The organism is Pseudacidovorax intermedius (assembly GCF_003350475.1).
Taxonomy (GTDB): domain Bacteria; phylum Pseudomonadota; class Gammaproteobacteria; order Burkholderiales; family Burkholderiaceae_C; genus Xenophilus; species Xenophilus intermedius.
This window is the reverse complement of sequence record NZ_QQAV01000003.1, coordinates 297263-315089: the sequence shown is the minus strand read 5'-3', so window position 1 is coordinate 315089 and position 17827 is coordinate 297263. Positions and strand designations below refer to the sequence as shown.

General features: G+C 71.8%; 18 protein-coding genes. 11 read left to right on the top strand and 7 right to left on the bottom strand.

The window, feature by feature from the left end:
* Positions 1-28: 28 nt before the first annotated feature.
* The 11 genes from DFR41_RS10985 to DFR41_RS10935 all read left to right on the top strand — a co-directional run bounded on the left by DFR41_RS10985 (position 29) and on the right by DFR41_RS10935 (position 10087).
* Positions 29-391 carry a response regulator gene (locus DFR41_RS10985; protein WP_114802711.1) on the top strand — a complete coding sequence of 121 codons (363 nt, stop codon included), beginning with the start codon at positions 29-31 and terminating at the stop codon, positions 389-391.
* Positions 388-876: a hypothetical protein gene (locus DFR41_RS10980; RefSeq protein ID WP_114802710.1), complete on the top strand. Its 489-nt coding sequence runs from the start codon at positions 388-390 to the stop codon at positions 874-876. The genes DFR41_RS10985 and DFR41_RS10980 overlap by 4 nt, the downstream gene beginning before the upstream one ends.
* A complete protein-coding gene (locus tag DFR41_RS10975; RefSeq protein ID WP_114802709.1) occupies positions 873-1286 on the top strand; it encodes a hypothetical protein in 414 nt (137 codons plus the stop codon). Before DFR41_RS10980 ends, DFR41_RS10975 begins: the two co-directional genes overlap by 4 nt.
* 15 nt (positions 1287-1301) lie before the next feature.
* Positions 1302-3008, top strand: coding sequence for a methyl-accepting chemotaxis protein (locus tag DFR41_RS10970; protein WP_114802708.1), 1707 nt, complete (start codon positions 1302-1304; stop codon positions 3006-3008).
* Positions 3009-3028: 20 nt separating this feature from the next.
* Positions 3029-3397, top strand: a complete 369-nt coding sequence (locus tag DFR41_RS10965; RefSeq protein WP_017760995.1) for a response regulator — start codon at positions 3029-3031, stop codon at positions 3395-3397.
* Positions 3398-3419: 22 nt separating this feature from the next.
* Complete coding sequence (locus DFR41_RS10960) at positions 3420-5333, top strand: chemotaxis protein CheA (protein WP_114802707.1); 1914 nt, start codon at positions 3420-3422, stop codon at positions 5331-5333.
* 8 nt (positions 5334-5341) lie between these two features.
* A complete protein-coding gene (locus tag DFR41_RS10955) occupies positions 5342-5818 on the top strand; it encodes a chemotaxis protein CheW (protein ID WP_017758060.1) in 477 nt (158 codons plus the stop codon).
* A gap of 17 nt (positions 5819-5835) precedes the next feature.
* The gene (locus tag DFR41_RS10950) at positions 5836-6681 is read left to right on the top strand and encodes a CheR family methyltransferase (protein ID WP_043112467.1); all 846 of its coding nucleotides are present in this window, start codon (positions 5836-5838) and stop codon (positions 6679-6681) included.
* Between the two features lie 43 nt (positions 6682-6724).
* The gene (gene cheD / locus DFR41_RS10945) at positions 6725-7336 is read left to right on the top strand and encodes a chemoreceptor glutamine deamidase CheD (RefSeq protein WP_017758062.1); all 612 of its coding nucleotides are present in this window, start codon (positions 6725-6727) and stop codon (positions 7334-7336) included.
* Positions 7336-8463 (top strand): chemotaxis-specific protein-glutamate methyltransferase CheB, encoded by a 1128-nt coding sequence (gene cheB / locus DFR41_RS10940; protein ID WP_114802706.1) that lies wholly within the window; start codon positions 7336-7338, stop codon positions 8461-8463. Before cheD ends, cheB begins: the two co-directional genes overlap by 1 nt.
* A 235-nt stretch (positions 8464-8698) precedes the next feature.
* Complete coding sequence (locus tag DFR41_RS10935; RefSeq protein ID WP_234192833.1) at positions 8699-10087, top strand: sensor histidine kinase; 1389 nt, start codon at positions 8699-8701, stop codon at positions 10085-10087.
* Positions 10088-10102: 15 nt separating this feature from the next.
* Here DFR41_RS10935 and DFR41_RS10930 read toward each other — a convergent pair whose 3' ends face one another.
* The 7 genes from DFR41_RS10930 to DFR41_RS10900 all read right to left on the bottom strand — a co-directional run bounded on the left by DFR41_RS10930 (position 10103) and on the right by DFR41_RS10900 (position 17825).
* Positions 10103-12625, bottom strand: coding sequence for a TonB-dependent siderophore receptor (locus DFR41_RS10930; protein WP_114802704.1), 2523 nt, complete (start codon positions 12623-12625; stop codon positions 10103-10105).
* Between the two features lie 176 nt (positions 12626-12801).
* The gene (locus DFR41_RS10925; RefSeq protein ID WP_114802703.1) at positions 12802-13836 is read right to left on the bottom strand and encodes a FecR domain-containing protein; all 1035 of its coding nucleotides are present in this window, start codon (positions 13834-13836) and stop codon (positions 12802-12804) included.
* 15 nt (positions 13837-13851) lie between these two features.
* Positions 13852-14364, bottom strand: a complete 513-nt coding sequence (locus DFR41_RS10920) for a sigma-70 family RNA polymerase sigma factor (protein WP_017761791.1) — start codon at positions 14362-14364, stop codon at positions 13852-13854.
* Between the two features lie 106 nt (positions 14365-14470).
* Positions 14471-15070 carry a response regulator transcription factor gene (locus DFR41_RS10915; protein WP_017761790.1) on the bottom strand — a complete coding sequence of 200 codons (600 nt, stop codon included), beginning with the start codon at positions 15068-15070 and terminating at the stop codon, positions 14471-14473.
* A gap of 59 nt (positions 15071-15129) precedes the next feature.
* Positions 15130-16467, bottom strand: coding sequence for a tryptophan--tRNA ligase (locus DFR41_RS10910; RefSeq protein WP_114802702.1), 1338 nt, complete (start codon positions 16465-16467; stop codon positions 15130-15132).
* Positions 16468-16495: 28 nt separating this feature from the next.
* Complete coding sequence (locus DFR41_RS10905) at positions 16496-17167, bottom strand: site-2 protease family protein (protein WP_017761434.1); 672 nt, start codon at positions 17165-17167, stop codon at positions 16496-16498.
* A gap of 22 nt (positions 17168-17189) precedes the next feature.
* Positions 17190-17825, bottom strand: coding sequence for an L-threonylcarbamoyladenylate synthase (locus DFR41_RS10900; RefSeq protein WP_114802701.1), 636 nt, complete (start codon positions 17823-17825; stop codon positions 17190-17192).
* Positions 17826-17827 lie beyond the last annotated feature (2 nt).

Here is a 17827-nt window from a genome sequence, read left to right as displayed (position 1 = left end):
CGCCTGGGCCCTCATCCAAGGAGTCGCCATGAAGATCCTGATCGCCGACGACAGCCGCGCCATGCGGCAGGTCATCGCCCACATGCTGCGCGAGGCCGGCTTCCGCGGCCACCACATCGTCGAGGCCGCCGATGGCCAGCAGGCGCTGGCGGCCGCCCATGCCGAGTCGCCCGAGCTGATCATCTCGGACTGGAACATGCCGGCCATGACGGGCATCGAGCTGCTCCAGGCCCTGCGCGCCGAGGCGTCGACGACGCCCTTCGGCTTCGTCACCACCGAGGTCAGCGCCGAGATGCAGCAGCAGGCCTTCGATGCCGGGGCGGCCTTCCTCATCGGCAAGCCCTTCAGCGCCGAGGACTTCCGCGTGGCGCTGGTGGACCTGCTCGAATGACGGCGGCCGCCATGATGCTGTCCCTGCCCACGGCGGCCCAGGTGGAGCGCTCGCTCGGCCTGCTGCTGCGGCGCGCCGTGGAGGCGTCGATGCAGCCGGCCGCCACCCACTGCCGTTTCGCGGCCGCCGGCAGCTACCACGGCGGCGACCGCACGCCGCTGGCCTGGCTGGCGGCCGACCTGCCGCTGGCCGCGCACCTGGCAGCCGCGCTGTCGCTGGTGCCGGCCGACGCCGCCGACGACCGGGTGCGCGCCGGCGCCCTGGACGACACGCTGCGCGAGAACTTCGCCGAGGTGCTCAACGTGGGAGCACGGCTGATCGTGCGCGACGACGCCGGCCGCCTGACCCTGCTGCAGACCGCCTTCGGCGAGCCGGCTGTCGCCGCCCTGCTGCCGCCCGCCACCGCGCGTCTGCGCCGGGCCGTGTTCAAGGTCGAGGTGGACGGCTACGCCGAGGGGCTGCTGGGCCTGTGGGGCGCCGCATGAATGCGCCCCTGCCCGTCGACAGCTGCAGCCTGGCCGCGCAACTCGAGGCGGGCGCCCAGGAACTGGCGCTGGCCGGCGCCATGCTGGCACAGGCCATGGGTGACCTGCGCGCCGGCTTCGTGCAGGTGGCCGGCGCGCACGCCGATTCGGACGTCGCGGTCCGCACGGCCCTGCGGCAGGTGATGGTCGCCCTGCAGGCCGAAGACACGCTGGGCCAGCTGCTGCAGGCCGCCCAGCGGCGGCAGTCGCAGCTGGCCGGAGCCCTGCGCCATGTCGCCGCCGACACCGGCTCGGCCGACGCGGTCCGGCGATCGCCGGCCTGGCCGCCCGTGGCCGCCTGGGGCGATGCGCACGGCACCGTCTGCCCGAAGCCTGGCGCCCCCGGCGCGGGCACCCATGAATTCTTCTGACCCGAAAGCGTCCTCATGCGCCTGAACAACTTCAAGACCGGCAGCCGGCTCGCGGCCGCCTTCCTCCTCGTGCTGATCGTCACCGGCCTGGTGGCGGCCCTGGGCGTCTCTCGGCTGCGGATGCTGCGCGAGGCGCTGGACTACCAGGCGAACGTGATCCACGAGCGCGAGGTGCTGGCCCAGCAGTGGGCGGCCGACATCCGGCTGAACATGGTGCGGTCGCTGGCCCTGCTGCACAGCCGTGATGGCGCCTACGTACAGGCCCTCTCGCGCGAGACCCAGACCACCTCGCAGCGCATCGGCGAGATGGCCAAGAGCGTCGCCGACTCGGCCGTCGACGACGAAGGCCGCCAGCACATCGCCCGCGTGGTGGCCGACCGCGCGGCCTACACCCGGCTGCGCGAGGAGCTCTTCGCCGCCCAGTCGGCCGGCCGCGCCATGACGGCCGAGCAGGAACAGGCGCTGGTGGCGTATGCCGACACCTACCTGGCCGCCCTGGAGCGCGTGAGCGAGGACATCCGGGCCGACGGCAGCCGCCATCGCCAGCACACGATCGACACGCTGCGCAGCAGCGAATGGATGATCCTGGTCGGCGGCCTGGCGGCGGTGCTGCTGGGCGGGTTGTGCTCGGTGCTGGTCACGCGTTCGATCACCCGGCCCATCGCCGGCGCCTCCGGCGTGGCCGAATCGGTGGCGGCGGGCGACCTGACGGTGCGCGTCCATGCCGAGGGCCGCGACGAGACCGCCCGCCTGCTGCACAGCCTGGAGGCCATGCGCGGCAAGCTGGCCGCGGTGGTCAGCGAAGTGCGCCGCAATGCCGACGGCCTGGCCTCGGCCAGCCGCGAGATCGCGGCGGGCAGCAGCGACCTGTCGGCCCGCACCGAGCAGCAGGCCTCGGCGCTGGAGGAGACGGCCGCCTCGATGGAGCAGCTCAACACCACCGTGCGCCACAACTCCGAGCATGCGCAGAAGGCCAGCGAGCTGGCCACGCGCGCCTCGCAGGTGGCGGCCGAGGGCGGCGCCGTGGTGGCGCAGGTGGTGCAGACCATGCGCGGCATCGCCGACAGCGCGGGCCGCATCTCCGAGATCATCGGCGTGATCGACGGCATCGCGTTCCAGACCAACATCCTGGCGCTCAATGCCGCCGTGGAGGCCGCACGCGCCGGCGAGCAGGGCCGCGGCTTCGCGGTGGTGGCCAGCGAGGTGCGGGCGCTGGCCCAGCGCAGCGCCGAGGCGGCCAAGGAGATCAAGTCGCTCATCACCGCCAGCGTGGAGACCGTGGCCCACGGCTCGGACCTGGCCGACCAGGCCGGCAGCACCATGGAGCAGGTGGTGGGCGCGATCCGCGGCGTGGCCCAGGTGGCGGGCGAGATCAGCGCCGCCAGCCGCGAGCAGAGCCTGGGCGTGGCCCAGGTGGGCCAGGCGGTGGTGCAGATGGACCAGGCCACACAGCAGAACGCGGCCGTGGTGGAGGAGCTGTCGGCCGCCGCCGCCGTGCTCAAGGAGCAGGCCGAGCACCTGGTGCGCAGTGTGGCGGTCTTCCGCCTGGGTGCCGATGCCACGGTGGCCGCGGCGCCGCCCGTGCGCAAGCCCCGCGGCGCGACGGCCGCCGTGGCTGCGACCGGCACGGCAGGGCGCGCCAGGCCGGCCCCGCGGCGGCTGTCTGCACCCGCCCCCGTGCTGGCCGGTGCCGGGGCCGAAGCGGGCTGGGAATCCTTCTGACGCGCGGGGAGGAGCAAGCCATGAACAAGACCGTCATGACCGTGGACGATTCCCCCTCGATCCGCCAGATGGTGGCGATGACGCTGCGCATGGGCGGCTACGCCGTGGTCGAGGCCGCCGACGGTGCCGAGGCGCTGGACAAGCTGGCCGGCGGCGTGCACGTGGACGCCATCGTCACCGACCAGAACATGCCGCATGTGGACGGCCTGACCTTCACCCGTCGCCTGCGTGGCCAGGCGCAGCATGCGCGCACGCCCATCCTGATGCTGACCACCGAGTCCAGCGCCGAGATGAAGGCGGCCGGCCGCGCGGCGGGCCTGACGGGCTGGATGGTCAAGCCCTTCGATCCCCAAACATTGATTGCAGTCATCGGCAAGGTGCTGGCGTGAGCGGCATTGCAGGAGCGCGGTCATGAAAGTGGACCTCGGCGAATTCGTCGGCATCTTCGTGGAGGAGGCCCGCGAGCACCTGGACGCGATGGAGTCGCTGCTGCTCGCCCTCAGCCCCAACCGGGTGGACGGCGAGATGCTGAACGCGCTGTTCCGGGCGGCGCATTCCATCAAGGGCGGGGCCGCCACCTTCGGCCTCGACGAGGTCGCCGGGCTCGCACATGTGGCGGAGTCGCTGCTGGACCGGCTGCGCGACCAGCGGCTGGCGCTCAGCGCCGACATCGTCGATGCGCTGCTGGTGGCGACCGATGTGATGCGGGCGCAGATCGCCGCCTTCGAGGGCCATGCGGCGGTGCCCGCGCCCCAGGTGGAGGCGGCGCGGGCCCAACTGTCGGCGCTCGCCGGTCCGGTGGCGGTGCCCGCGCCGGCGGCCTGGCCGGCCCTCCCGGCCGAGGCGCCACTGGCGATGCCGCCTTCCGCCGCGCTGCCCGCGCCCGTGGTTGCCGCTGCCGAAGCGAACGAAGCGACTGAAGCCGCCGGGCCCCTGGCCGGCGAGGGCGTGGCCTTCGGCTTCTTCGAGGACATGCCCGAGCCATTGGCCGGTGCCGTGCCTGCGTCGTCTGCCATGGCCGAGCCGCCCGCTGCGTCCGCGTCCGCCGGCCTGCCTGCGCCCTCGGCCGGGCCAGGCGCGGCGCATGCCGGCCACGAATCCAGCTCCATCCGCGTGAGCGTCGACAAGGTCGACCAGATCATCAACCTGGTGGGCGAGCTGGTGATCATCCAGTCCATGCTGGCCCAGCATGCGCAGAGCGAGACGCCGCAGCAGATCGAGCGGCTGCGCAGCGGCCTGGACCTGCTGGACCGCAACACCCGCAGCCTGCAGGAGGCCGCCATGGCCGTCCGCATGATGCCGATCTCGGCCGTGTTCAGCCGCTTTCCGCGCCTGGCGCGCGACCTGGCGCAGCGCCTGGGCAAGGAGGTGGAGATCCGCCTCGAAGGCGAGGGCACCGAGCTGGACAAGGGTCTGATCGAGCGCATCGTCGACCCGCTCACGCACCTGGTGCGCAACAGCCTGGACCATGGTCTGGAACTGCCCGCCGAGCGCGTGGCGGCCGGCAAGCCGGTCGCGGGCGCGATCGCGCTGAGCGCCCGCCACGAAGGCGGCAGCATCGTGATCGAGGTGGCCGACGACGGCCGCGGGCTGGACCGCGAGCGCATCCTGGCCAAGGCGCGCGAGCGCGGCATGGCCGTGCCCGAGCAGCCCACCGACGCGCAGGTGTGGGCGCTGATCTTCGAGGCCGGCTTCTCCACTGCGGCGGCGGTCACCGACGTCTCGGGCCGCGGCGTGGGCATGGACGTGGTCCGCCGCAACATCCAGGCCCTGGGCGGGCGGGTGGACATCCACAGCGAGAAGGGCCGCGGCACGCGCATCGCGGTACGGCTGCCGCTCACGCTGGCCATCCTCGACGGCCTGTCGGTGGCCTGCGGCGGCGAGGTCTTCATCGTGCCGCTGGCCTTCATCGTCGAATCGCTGCGGGCCGAGGGCGACGCCGTGCGCAGCGTGGCCGGCGCGGGCCGCGTGCTGCGCATCCGCGGGCGCTACCTGCCGGTGGTGGCGCTGCACGAGGTGCTGGGCCTGTCCGGCGGCACGCCGCCCGGCGCGGACGGCATCTTCATCGTGCTGGAGACCGAGGGCCAGCGCATCGCACTCTTCGTGGACGCGCTGCTGGGCCAGCACCAGGTCGTCATCAAGAGCCTGGAGGCCAACTACCGCAAGGTGGCGGGCATCTCGGGCGCCACCATCATGGGCGACGGCCGTGTCGCGCTGATCCTCGATGCGGCGGGACTGGGCCGGCAGGCGGCCTCGTCCGTCCGCCTGCCGTCGCCGCTGGAGAGCGCGGGCGCCTTCCTTTCCACCGAACCCCTTCCTGCCTGAGGCTCCTCATGCGCGCTGCCGAACCCGCCATTCCCGCCGCCGAACTCGCCGCCCAGATGGCGCAGACCGGCATCCTCACCTTCCGGCTCGACACCGAGCACTACGGCATCGACATCCTCAAGGTGCAGGAGATCCGCAGCTACGAGCCGGTCACCCGCATCCCGCAGGCCGATCCGGCGGTGCGCGGCGTGATCAACCTGCGCGGCGCCATCGTGCCCATCGTGGACCTGCGGCTGCGCTTCGGCCTGCCGCAGGCCGACTGCGACCGCTTCACCGCCGTCATCATCGTCAACGTCGGGGCCAAGGTCATCGGCATGGTGGTGGACGGCGTCTCGGAGGTGGTCACGCTCGCGGCCGAGCAGGTGCAGCCCCGGCCCGACATGGCCGCGGTCGACCTGTCGTGCATCACCGGCCTGGCCACGCTGCAGGACCGCATGGTCATGCTGCTGGACCTGGAGGCGCTGCTGGCCCACGTGGCGCAGTGAGCAATTCCGCCGCCGCCATGCATGCGCCGACCGTGTCCGCACGCGAGTTCGACTACGGCCCGGCCGACTTCGATCGCGTGCGCCGCCTGATCCACGCGCGTGCCGGCATCGCCCTGGCCGAGAGCAAGGAGGCGATGGTCTACAGCCGGCTGTCGCGGCGGCTGCGCAGCTGCGGCATCGGGCGCTTTCGCGACTACCTGGACGCGCTGGAAGGCGATGCCGCCCAGCCCGAGTGGGAGCAGTTCGTCAACGCGCTGACCACCAACCTCACGGCCTTCTTCCGCGAGCCGCACCACTTTCCGGTGCTGATGCGCCACCTGCGCGGCCTGCGGCGGCAGCGGGCGCTGCGCGTGTGGAGCTGCGCCGCCTCCACCGGCGAGGAGCCGTATTCCATTGCCATGGCCGCCGCGCAGGAGTGGGCCAGCCCCAGTCCGCCGCTGGAGATCCTGGCGACCGACCTGGACACCCGCGTGCTGGCGACGGCCGAGGCCGGCGTCTACGACCAGGAGCGGGTGGAGCGCCTGCCGCCCGAGCAGCTGCAGCGTCACTTCCTGCGCGGCACCGGCGCCAACGCGGGCCGGGTGCGCGTGCGGCCCGAGCTGCGGGCCCTGCTGGCCTTCCGACCGCTGAACCTGCTGGCACCCGACTGGCCCGCGCTGGCGCCCTTCGACGCCATCTTCTGCCGCAACGTCATGATCTATTTCGACAAGCCCACGCAATACCAGGTGCTGCGCAAGCTCGCCCGCCTGCTGGAGCCCGACGGGCTGCTCTTCGTCGGCCATTCGGAAAGCCTGCTGTTCGCCTCGGACCTGTTCCGGCTGCGGGCGCAGACCGTGTACGAGCGCGTGAAGGCGGGGCCGTGAGACGCGCAGCCGTCCGGCCCGCCGCCCGCGCCGGAGCCCCCCGATGAGCCTGGACCTGCATCCGGCCGGCAGCGGTACGCTGCACTACGAGACCGTCTTCGGCCGCCGCGGCGTGCGCGTGCTGCCCGGCGAGTTCCATGCCACCGCCGAGGACCTGGTGCTCGTCACCGTGCTGGGCTCGTGCGTGGCCGCCTGCATCCGCGACGCCGAACGCGGGGTGGGCGGCATGAACCACTTCATGCTGCCCGATGCCGGGCCCGCCACCGGGCCGGCCGATTCCGCCCCGGCGCGCTACGGCAGCTATGCCATGGAGGTGCTGATCAACCAGCTGGTGAAGCTGGGCGCCCGCCGCAACCGGCTGGAGGCCAAGGTGTTCGGCGGCGCCAACGTGATCCCCGGCATGAACCAGGTCAACATCGGCCACCGCAACGCCCGCTTCGTGCTCGACTTCCTGGCGACCGAACGCATCCCGGTGCGGGCGCAGGACCTGGCCGACACCTGCCCGCGCAAGGTGGCGTACTTTCCCCGCACCGGCGAAGCCCGCGTCAAGCGGCTGAACGAGGCGCTGCCGGCCAGCGTCGCCTGCCGCGAGCAGTCCTACCAGGCCAGCCTGGCCCGCACGCCGGTGGCCGGTGCCATCGAGCTCTTCGACTGATGCCGGACGAGCGCCTGCGCATCCTGGTGGTGGACGATTCGGCGCTGGTGCGCCAGGTGCTGTGCGCCATCATCGATGCGCAGCCCGACATGCAGGCCGTGGGCACCGCCGGCGACGCCGCCGCGGCCCGGTCGCGCATCGTGGCGCTGGCGCCCGACGCGCTGACGCTGGACATCCAGCTGCCGGGCATGAACGGGCTGGACTTCCTGCGCGAGCTGGCCGGCGGGCCGCCGCTGCCGGTGCTGATCGTGGCTACGCCCACCGAGGCCGAGGTGCAGGTCGCGCGGCAGGCCCGCGCGCTGGGCGCCTGCGGCGTGCTGCCCAAGCCGCGCCTGGGCGTGGCGCAGGGCCTGCGCGACGACGGCGATGCCATCTGCCAGGCCTTGCGCCAGGCGGTGCAGGAAGCGCGGGCCGCGCGCGCGGCCGAGACGGCGCGTGCGCGGTCGGCAGCGGCCACCGTCCGTGCCGACGACGGCGCGGCGGCGGGCGCCGATCGTGGGCCCGGCCCGGCGGCACCGCCCGGGCGCCGGGCGTGGCGGGGCGAGCGGGTCATCGTCGCCGGCGCCTCGACCGGCGGCACCGAGGCCTTGCTGCAGTTCCTGGCCCAGCTGCCGCCGCACTGTCCGCCCGTCCTGGTGGTGCAGCACATGCCGGCCGGCTTCACCCGCAGCTTTGCCGACCGGCTGGACCGCCACCTGCCGCTGCGCGTCGCCGAGGCCTGCGACGGCGAGCCGCTGCGGGCCGGGCAGGCGCTCATCGCGCCGGGCAGCCACCATCTGGCCGTCCGGCGCGGCGAGCAGGGCCGGTTGGAGGCGGCGCTGCTCGCGACGTCGCCGGTCAACCGGCACCGGCCGTCGGTCGACGTGCTCTTCGACAGCGCCGCCCGGCTGCTGGGCCGGCGCGCCTGCGGCGTGCTGATGACCGGCATGGGCCGCGACGGCGCCGCCGGCCTGCTGGCGCTGCGCCGCGCCGGCGCCCTGACCTATGCGCAGGACGAGGCCAGCTGCGTCGTCTTCGGCATGCCCCGCGAGGCCATCGCGCTGGGTGCGGCAGGCCGGGTGCTGCCGCTGGCGCAACTGGGCGAGGCGCTGATGCAGGACCTCGGCGATGCCGATGCGGCGGCGTAGGGATGCGCCCGGGCCCGCGCCACGTCCGGCGGGTCCCTGGGGCGGTGCTACATTAGCGCCCGCGCCGCGCGACCCCCGCGAGGCGATGCGGGAGGTACCGACCGGCCGGGCGAAGCCGGTTCCGGCGGTGCCTTCGAGGCCCCTCGACGGGGCTTTTTTCTTTCTGGGCCAACAGCAGCGCATGGATGCTCCGGTGACGTCGTTCGGCGGATGGCGTCATTCCTCGCTCGTGGGAATGACGCCGTCACCCGTTTCCGGCGATGAGGCGGACCGCTGGGTCCGCGGCGAACTGGTGCGCTCGCTCATGCGGGCCGCCCGGGGCAACTACATCCTGGCGGCGGTGCTCACGCCCGTCATCGTGGCCCTGAGCTGGCGCGACCTGCCCTGGTGGGTCGCCTCGCTCTGGGTGTTCCTGGTGGTCTGCGTCTCGCTCGCGCGGGTGCGCTTCGAGCACCTCTACCGGCTGCGCTACGAAGGCCGCGACGCCGATGCGCAGGAGCATTTCGTCCACCGGTACCGGCATCTCTGGGGCGCCAGCGGCGTGGTCTGGGGCATGTCGGCGTACCTTTTCTTCGAGCGCACACCGCTGGTCAACCAGTTCATCTGCTGGTTCATCGTGGCGGGGGCGGCCACCTTCCCCGTGGTCAGCATCGCGCTGCATCCGCCGGTGCTGCGGCGCTACATGGCGTCGCTGTTCATCACCATGCTGCTGTGCATGGGCATCCGGGTGGCGGAGGTGGGCATCGAGGGCCTGCAGTTCGGGCTGCCCTTCGTGCTGCTGCCGGCGCTGCACTGGTGGCTGCTGCTGCACGCGGGCCGGCGCATCTACGAGACGGCACGCAACAGCTTCGAGCTGCTCTTCCACAACAAGATCCTGATCGCCTCGCTCACCCAGCAGCGGCAGGCGGCCGTCTCGGCGGTGGCGATGAAGAACCGCTTCCTGGCCAGCGCGGCGCACGACATGCGCCAGCCGGTGCTGGCGCTGTCGCTGTACGCCGACTGGCTGCGCAACGAGCCGGAGCTGGTGCACGAGATCGCGCCCAAGATCTCGGGCGCCACGCAGGCGGTGAACGTGCTGTTCGACTCGCTGTTCGACCTGGCGCGCATCGATTCGGGCCAGGTGCGGCTGCACATCGAGCGGGTGGACGTGGTGCAGCTGCTGCGCGACCTGGAGCTGCAGTACCGCCCGGTGGCCGAGGCCAAGGGCCTGCGCTTCCGGGTGCACATGGTGCCCGGCACGGTGCTGACCGACCCGGTGCGGGTGCGGCGCATGCTGGGCAACCTGCTGTCCAACGCCATCAAGTACACGCACGAGGGCGGCATCCTGCTGGCGGCGCGTCAGACCCGCGAGGGACTGCGGGTGGAGGTGTGGGACACCGGTATCGGCATCCCGCGCGAGCACCTGCGCGACGTCTTCCTGGAGTTCTACAAGGTGGCCGACCACGACGCCGGCACCTCCGACGGCTTCGGCCTGGGCCTGGCCATCGTCGCGCGCCTGTCGCATGCCCTGGGCCATGCGGTGAGCGTGCGCTCCCGCGTCGGCCGCGGCAGCGTCTTCCGCGTGATGCTCACCGACGCCGACGAGGCCCAGGCCCAGGCCCGCATGTCGGACGCGGTGGGCTGAGCCTGCGGCCCTCGTTCACCAGCGGTAGGTGGCGGTGGCGACCACGCGGCGCTGGTCGCCGTAGTAGCACGTCTGCGCAGTGCTGTCGCAATTGCTCAGGTACGTCCGGTTGGTCAGGTTGCGCACGTTGAGCGCCAGGCTCCAGCGGTCGATGTCGTAGGCCAGCAGCAGGTCGACCAGGGTATAGGCCGGCACCTTGACGGGCGTGCGCCCGCCGTTGCCGTAGGTCGAGCCGGTGTGGCGCGCCCCGATGCCCACCTTCAGGCCGTTGGCGAAACGGTAGTCGATCCAGCCCGACAGCTGGTTGCGCGGTACGGCCAGCGCCTGCCTGCCGATCTGCTCGGGGTTGGCGCTGGCCGTGACGATGGCGCGCGGCGTGTAGCTGTAGGCCGCGGTGAGGTTCATGTGCGGCATCGGCTGCGTGGTGGCCTCCAGTTCCAGGCCACGCGTGGAGATCTCCCCGGTCTGGTAGGGCACGAAGTCCGGATCGAAGGTGATGTAGTTGCGCCGCCGCAGGTCGAACACGGCCGCGCTGTAGAGGCTGCGCGAGCCGGGTGGCTGGTAGCGCAGGCCCGCTTCGTATTGCCGGCCGGTCTCGGGCTCGAAGGGCTGGCGGGTCAGCGGGTTGAGCGCCGGGTTCGGGTTGAACGACTCGGTGTAACTCGCGTAGGGTGCGAGCCCGTTGGGCGCCAGGTACACCAGCCCCGCGCGCTTGGTGAACCGGTGGTCGGCCACGCGCGAGGATGCGCCACCCAGACGGTCGAAGTTTTCTGTGCGCGCCTGGTCGTAGCGGCCGCCCAGCGTGAGCTGCCAGCGCTCGCCCCACTTGATCTGGTCCTGCAGGTACAGGCCTGTCTGCTGCAGGCGCGTGCTGTCGACGGCATAGGGGTCGGGAATCTCGAACGGTCCGTTGGGGTAGACGGGCGCCGCGATGTCCAGCAGCGGCGCACTGCCGCCGCTGAAGGTGCGTGCCTCGAAGCGGCTGCGCTGATGGTCCAGTCCCACCAGCAGCGTGTGCTGCCAATCGCCGGCGCGCAGGTCGGCCTGCAACTGGTTGTCAAGGCTCAGGCTGCGGGCCGACTCGCGGCTGCCGAAGAGCGTGCGGCTGAGCAGGCGGTAATTGGCCGGGTCCAGCGGCTGCTCGGGGTCGGTCGTGACGAAGCGTGGTGCCTGCAGCCCCGCATAGTCGAGCTTCATGTGGCCTGCGCGCAGGTTCTGGCGGAAGGTGAAGGTGTCGTTCAGCCGGTGTTCGAACTGGTAGCCGACCAGCGTCTGGTCCTGGTCGAAGCGGTCGAAGTGGCGATTGCCGGTGTCGAGCGCGCTCGGAATGCGGCTGCCCACCGGCGTGGGTATCAGCGAGCCCTCGATGGGCCGGATGCGGGTGTACACGCCGGCGCGGTTGCGCATGAGTTGCGCATACAGGGTGAGCGAGGTGTCGCCCGACAGCCGCCATGTGAGCGACGGCGCGAGGTACGTGCGGTCGTCGTCCTTGTCGCCGGTCGGCATCCGCGCGTCGCGCAGCAGGCCGACGACGCGATAGCGCACCTGGCCCTCGGCGTCGAGCTGGCCCGAGAAGTCCCCGGCGATCTGCTTGTGACCGTGGCTGCCCACCTGCATCTGCAGCTCGCGCACCGGCAAGGCCGTGGGCAGCTTGCTCACCACGTCGACCACACCGCCCGGACTGGCCTGGCCGTAGAGCACCGACGCCGGTCCACGCAGCACGTCGATGCGTTCCGTGCCGTAGGGCTCGACCTTCCAGACGGCGAAGGTGTTGGCGTTGCGCAGTGGCAGGCCGTCCTGGTAGAAGCCCGGGCTGTAGGCATCGAAGCCGCGGATGCTGATCCAGTCGTAGCGCGAGTCGGCGCCGTAGGGCGAGATGTTGATGCCGGGCGTGTAGCCCAGCGCGTCGCGCACGCTGGCGGCGCCGATGGCCTCGATGCGCTCGGCGGTGACGACCGACAGCGATTGCGGTGTCTCGACGATGGCCGTGTCGGTCTTGCTGCCGGCTGCGCTTCGGCGGGCGAGATAGCCGCGCACCGGTCCGGTCGCGGCGTCGCCATCTCCCACCACGGTCACGGCCGGGAGGGCTGCCGCTGGCTGCGGTGCGATCTGGCCAGCGGCGCCGGGGTCGGCGGGCGTGGCCTGCGGACGCAGGACGTAGGCACCGTTGTCCAGCCGTGCCGCGCGCAGGCCGGTGCCGGCCAGCAGGGCCTGCAGCGCGGCGTCCACGGTGTGGCGTCCGCGCAGGCCCGGGGTCTGCCGGCCCTGGGTCTGTTCCGGCGTGAAGCTGAGCAGGATGTCGGCCGTGCTGGCGAGCTGGTGCAAGGCCGGGGCCAGCGGACCTGCCGGGATGTCGAAGGCATATGGGCTGGCCGAGACGGCCTGTGCGGACGGAGCCTGGGCCCGCACATGCACCGACAGCGAGGCCAGGATCAGGCAGTCCAGCGTGAGCCAGGCGGCCGCGACGGCTGGGCGGGGAATGGATCGGCGGTCCGGCGTACGCTTGGGACGCTGGTGTTGGAGGCTTTTTGCGCGCATGGGTGTTCCCTCGGGAAGTGGACGGAAGTGCTTTCCCTGGTGGGTGCCGCGAAACGGCGGATCGGGCAGAGGTGCCGCAAAAAAAGTGCTGAGGACGGGGTGGACCGCTGCTCTGCCGGGCAGCGGAGGGCCGGCAGGTGCCGAGCCGGGGTCGGGCGCGCCGGGATCGCTGGCGTCTACGGCGCGGCTTCCACCGTCACCCAGAAGCGGGTGCGCTGCGCCACCTCAACCGGCAGCACGCTGGGCAGCGTGGCGAGGACGCGGTCGGTGTCTTGCACTGGGAACACGCCCGACAGGCGCAGGCCGGCCACCTCGGGCGCGCAGCGGAGCAGGCCGGGCCGGTAGCGGCCGAGTTCTTCGAGGAAGTCGTCCAGGCGCATGTTGTCCGCCACCAGTTGCCCGCGCGACCAGGCCGGGAGGGCGTCGCTGGCCGGCTGCGGGGGGCCGATCGCGGCGCGGGTGAAGCGCAGACGCTGGCCCGCCTCCAGCACGCGGGTGCCGGGCGGCAGGTCGAAGGGTGCGATCTCGACGGCGCTCTCGAGCACGGTGACCTCCGTCCCTTGCGCATGTTGGCGCACCGTGAAGCGGGTACCGAGGGCGCGGATGCGGCCGTCGGCGGAGGCGACGACGAAGGGGGGCAGCTCGCTGCCAATCGCGCTGGCGGCGTGGCCGGTGGCAATCAGCACCTCACCGGCGCGAAGAAGAAGCAGGCGCTGCCTGCCGTCGAAACGCAGGTCGACGGCGCTGGCCGTGTTGAGCGTGAGCGCCGTGCCGTCGGCCAGCATGACGGTGCGGCGTTCACCAATGCCCGTGCGGTAGTCGGCGGCCAGCCGCTCGGCGAGCGGTGTGCGGGCCGCCAGCAGGCCCGCCGCGCCCGCGACACCACCCCACAGCAGGGCGCGCAACGCAGCGCGGCGCCGCGGCGGTGGGCGCGAGGCGTCCGCATAGGGTGACAGGACCGGATAGGCCGTGCGGCTGTCCATGTCCCGCAGGCGGCCCGTGACTTCCTCGATGTGCCGCCAGGCCCGATCATGGTCGGGGTGCGCGCTGCGCCAACGGGACCAGCGCTGGCGGTCATGGTCGCTGGCTTCGCCGGACATGAACAGGGTCAGCCAATCGGCGGCTTGGTCGGCGATGGCCGGGTCGAGGGCGCGCCCGCCGGCCTGCGGAGCCGGCCGGCCTGCAGGCGGGCGGGTCGTCGGCGAGATCATGGGACGGTGGTCGGCTCAGGCCCCCAGCGCGAACAGGCAGTGCCGATTGGCACGCGACAGGTACTGCTTGACGGAACTGGTGGATACGCGCAGCCGTGCAGCGATGTCGGCATAGCTCAGGCCTTCCAGATGGGCCAGCAGGAAGGCCTCACGCACCGGCACGGGCAGGCCATCGAGCGCCTGATCGACCTGCCGCAGGGCTTCGAGCGCCAAGTAGCGGGCTTCAGCCGAGGGTGCGAGTTCGTCGGGCAGCGCTGCGAGCAGGGCGAGGTAGGCCTCTTCGAGTCGCTGCCGGCGGTGGCGGTGGGCGATCAGCCGCCTCGCGACTGTGGCGAGAAAGGGCCGTGGCGCCTCGATGCGCGCAGGTGCGCCCGCGGCGAGCATGCTGACGAAGGTGTCCTGCGCCAGATCGGCCGCGATGCAGGAGTCACCCAGTCGGCGGCGGAGCCAGCCCTTCAGCCAGCCATGGTGGGCGACATACAGGCCCTCGATGCTTTGCGGAGGAAGCGAGAACTCGGTACTTGCCACGACATGCCCTCGGATGCGCCAGGGACGGCAAAGCCGTCGATTATGAGAATTGTTCTCATTCTATGGCGTACATCCGGGCGCCGAGGCTGCCCTGGCAGGCAGAAGGTCAGCGCAGGTTGGAAAGCAGGCCGTGGCTGCGCGCATGGTGCAGCGCCTGCGTGCGGCTCTTGACGCCCAGTCTGCGGAACAGCCGCCACAGGTGCACCTTGACGGTGTGCTCGCTGATCTCCAGCTGGGTCGCGATGTCGCGGTTGGACAGGCCTTGGTCGAGCATGGCGATCAGCTGCGTCTGCCGACGCGAGAGCTTGCCCGTGGGCGCCGGCGGCTCCAGGTCGCCGTCGTCGGCCAGCAGCAGGCCGCGCAGGGCCGCCGTCAGCTCGGCCGAGCCGCTGGACTTCTCGATGTAGATGTCCGCACCGGCCTCGATGCAGGCCTCTTCCATGTCGGCGGCGGGCGAGGCGGAGTACACGGCCACCGGGATGTCGGGGTACGACTCCTTGACCGTCAGCACGCCCGAGACGCCGGTGACGTCGGGCAGCTTGAGGTCGAGGCAGAACAGCTTGGGCCGGCCGTGGTGCTCCACGGCGTTGGCCAGCTTGTCCAGGCGGTCGAGTTCGACCACGTTCTCGGAGGGCCGCAGGCGGCGAAGGACCATCACGATGGCCTCGCGCATGAGGGGGTGGTCGTCGATGACGTAGATGCTCATGGTGTGCGTGTCTGGAGAGAGGGCCGGGAGATGGCGTCCGTCGGGGGCGACGTGCCGGGTCAGGACGCTGGGGCGGATTCGGCCGCCGCTTCCGCCAGCACGGCCAGCGCTGCCACGACGGCAGCGCGCGCAGCATTGTCCAGCGGCGCGAGCCGGGAAGCCAGCGCCGCGAGGGCCGGTTCGCCCTCCGCCTGCAACTGGGCGATGGCGCGGCCGGCTTCCTGGGGCGATGCGAAGCCCTGGCTTTGCAGCAGCACCGTGCCGCGGGCGTCCTGCAGCTTGAAGTAGAACTGCCCGTCGTCGCGCTCGCGGTACTGCTTGAAGCTGGGCCGGGCGGCCTTGGCGGCCTTCGTCGTGCCGCCGGCGGCAGCGCCGAGCTGGCCCAGGTTGCGCAGGCCCACGGCCTCGCGCAGCCGCGAGGTCAGCGCGCGCGAGAGCACGCGGGCCTTCTCGCCGCCCGCGCGCAGAGTGTCCTCGATGCGCTGGGGCTCGGCCATCAGCGCCTCATAGCGTTCGCGCAGGGGGGCGACCTCCTGGTCGATGCGGTCCACCAGCACCTGCTTGGCGTCGCCCCAGGCGATGCCCTCGGCATAGGCCTTGCGCAGCGCGTCGGTCTCGTCGGCGGTGGCGAAGGCCTGGTAGATCTGGAACAGCGCCGAGCCATCGGTCTCCTTGGGCTCGCCGGGCGCGCGCGAGTCGGTCACGATGCTGGCGATCAGCTTCTGCAACTGCGCACGCGAGGAGAAGAGGGGAATGGTGTTGCCGTAGCTCTTGCTCATCTTGCGGCCATCCAGGCCGGGCAGCAGGGCGACGGCGTCGTCGATCTCGGCCTCGGGCAGCGTGAAGTGCTCGCCGTAGAGGTGGTTGAAGCGCTGCGCCATGTCGCGCGCCATCTCGATGTGCTGCACCTGGTCGCGGCCCACCGGCACCTTGTGGGCGTTGAACATCAGGATGTCGGCCGCCATCAGCGCCGGGTACATGAACAGGCCGATGCTCACGTCGGCATCCGGGTCGGTGCCGGCGGCGGTGTTGCGGTCCACCGCGGCCTTGTAGGCATGGGCGCGGTTGAGCACGCCCTTGCCGGTCACGCAGCTGAGGAACCAGGTCAGCTCCGGAATCTCGGGAATGTCGGACTGGCGGTAGAAGGTGACGCGCTCCGGGTCGAGCCCGCAGGCCAGCCACGAGGCCGCGATCTCCAGCGTGGAGCGCTGAATGCGCGCCGGCTCGTCGCACTTGATGAGCGCGTGGTAGTCGGCCAGGAAGTAGTAGCTCTGCACGTCCGGGCGCTGGCTGAAGCGCACCGAATGGCGGATCGAGCCCACGTAGTTGCCCAGGTGCGGCGTGCCGGTGGTGGTGATGCCGGTCAGGAAGCGGGTCGGAGCGGAGGCGGAGGACATGGCGGGGCGGACGGCAGCGAAAAGGGGGTCAGCGCAGCAGCGCGGCAATGGGAGAGATCAGCAGGTTCAGGAAGGCATAGCCCAGGCCCATCAGCGGCCGCAGCCACAGCGAGCCGACCACGCCCAGCACCACCAGGCCCATGACGATGAAGAAACCGAAGGGCTCGATGCGTGCTAGCCAGTACTGTGCCCGGCCACGTGGCAGCAGGCCGGCCAGGATGCGGCCGCCGTCGAGCGGCGGCAGCGGGAACAGGTTGAAGGCCCACATGACCAGGTTGGTCAGGATGCCGGCGTTGGCCATGCCGACGAAGAAGCGCTCCTGCACGCCCGCCACGGTGAGCCCGACCAGGAACAGCGTCCAGAGGATGGCCTGGATGAAGTTGGAGGCCGGCCCGGCCAGCGCCACCCAGATCATGTCGCGCTTGGGGTTGCGCAGGTGGCCGAAGTTGACCGGCACCGGCTTGGCATAGCCGAACAGGAAGGCGCCCGAGGTGGCGAAATACAGCAGGATCGGCATGGCGATGGTGCCGATCGGATCGATGTGCTTGAGCGGGTTGAGCGTGAGCCGCCCCATCATCTGCGCGGTGTTGTCGCCGAAGTGCCGGGCGACGTAGCCATGGGCCGCCTCGTGCACCGTGATCGCGAAGATCACCGGCAGGGCGTAGATGAGGACGGTCTGGATGAGGTTGGAGGCTTCCACCGCGGGATTGTCTCAGACGGATTCACAGGCCCAGCGGCCCCAGCGGGCCGCGGCCCTGCCGGATCAGCGCCGGCTCGCCGCCCGCGTCCATGGGCGTCAGGTCGACCACCGTGGTCGGCTCGGACGTGCAGGCGCCGGCATCGATCACGGCGCCGACCAGCTTCTCGAAGCGGTCGCGGATCTCCTGCGGGTCGTTCATCGGCTCGGTCTCGCCCGGCGGGATCAGCGTACTGGCCAGCAGCGGCGCGCCGTGCAGCGCCAGCAGCTCGGCCAGCACCGGATGCTCGGGCACCCGCAGGCCGATGGTCTTGCGCTGCGGATGGCTCACGCGGCGGGGGACTTCCTTGGTCGCCTCCAGCACGAAGGTGTAGGGGCCGGGCGTGCAGGTCTTGAGCAGGCGGTACTGGCGGTTGTCCACGCGGGCGTAATTGGCCAGCTCGCTCAGGTCGCGGCACAGCAGGGTCAGCAGCCGCTTCTCGTCGATCTGGCGGATGCGGCGCAGCTTGTCGACGGCATTCCGGTCGTCCAGCTGGCAGGCGAGCGCATAGCTCGAGTCGGTGGGCACCGCGATCACCTCGCCCTTGGCGAGCAGGGCCGCCGCCTGCTTGAGCAGCCGCGGTTGCGGGTTGTCGGGGTGGACCTCGAAATACTGGGCCATGG

What these genes read in the sequence shown, in the direction of transcription:
- DFR41_RS10975 (WP_114802709.1), top strand. Translation starts at nt 873, where the DNA reads ATGAATGCGCCCCTGCCCGTCGACAGCTGCAGCCTGGCCGCGCAACTC.
- cheB (WP_114802706.1), top strand. Translation starts at nt 7,336, where the DNA reads ATGCCGGACGAGCGCCTGCGCATCCTGGTGGTGGACGATTCGGCGCTG.
- DFR41_RS10950 (WP_043112467.1), top strand. Translation starts at nt 5,836, where the DNA reads ATGCATGCGCCGACCGTGTCCGCACGCGAGTTCGACTACGGCCCGGCC.
- DFR41_RS10960 (WP_114802707.1), top strand. Translation starts at nt 3,420, where the DNA reads ATGAAAGTGGACCTCGGCGAATTCGTCGGCATCTTCGTGGAGGAGGCC.
- DFR41_RS10980 (WP_114802710.1), top strand. Translation starts at nt 388, where the DNA reads ATGACGGCGGCCGCCATGATGCTGTCCCTGCCCACGGCGGCCCAGGTG.
- DFR41_RS10915 (WP_017761790.1), bottom strand. Translation starts at nt 15,070, where the DNA reads ATGAGCATCTACGTCATCGACGACCACCCCCTCATGCGCGAGGCCATC.
- cheD (WP_017758062.1), top strand. Translation starts at nt 6,725, where the DNA reads ATGAGCCTGGACCTGCATCCGGCCGGCAGCGGTACGCTGCACTACGAG.
- DFR41_RS10900 (WP_114802701.1), bottom strand. Translation starts at nt 17,825, where the DNA reads ATGGCCCAGTATTTCGAGGTCCACCCCGACAACCCGCAACCGCGGCTG.
- DFR41_RS10970 (WP_114802708.1), top strand. Translation starts at nt 1,302, where the DNA reads ATGCGCCTGAACAACTTCAAGACCGGCAGCCGGCTCGCGGCCGCCTTC.
- DFR41_RS10910 (WP_114802702.1), bottom strand. Translation starts at nt 16,467, where the DNA reads ATGTCCTCCGCCTCCGCTCCGACCCGCTTCCTGACCGGCATCACCACC.
- DFR41_RS10925 (WP_114802703.1), bottom strand. Translation starts at nt 13,836, where the DNA reads ATGATCTCGCCGACGACCCGCCCGCCTGCAGGCCGGCCGGCTCCGCAG.
- DFR41_RS10985 (WP_114802711.1), top strand. Translation starts at nt 29, where the DNA reads ATGAAGATCCTGATCGCCGACGACAGCCGCGCCATGCGGCAGGTCATC.
- DFR41_RS10935 (WP_234192833.1), top strand. Translation starts at nt 8,699, where the DNA reads ATGACGCCGTCACCCGTTTCCGGCGATGAGGCGGACCGCTGGGTCCGC.
- DFR41_RS10930 (WP_114802704.1), bottom strand. Translation starts at nt 12,625, where the DNA reads ATGCGCGCAAAAAGCCTCCAACACCAGCGTCCCAAGCGTACGCCGGAC.
- DFR41_RS10965 (WP_017760995.1), top strand. Translation starts at nt 3,029, where the DNA reads ATGAACAAGACCGTCATGACCGTGGACGATTCCCCCTCGATCCGCCAG.
- DFR41_RS10955 (WP_017758060.1), top strand. Translation starts at nt 5,342, where the DNA reads ATGCGCGCTGCCGAACCCGCCATTCCCGCCGCCGAACTCGCCGCCCAG.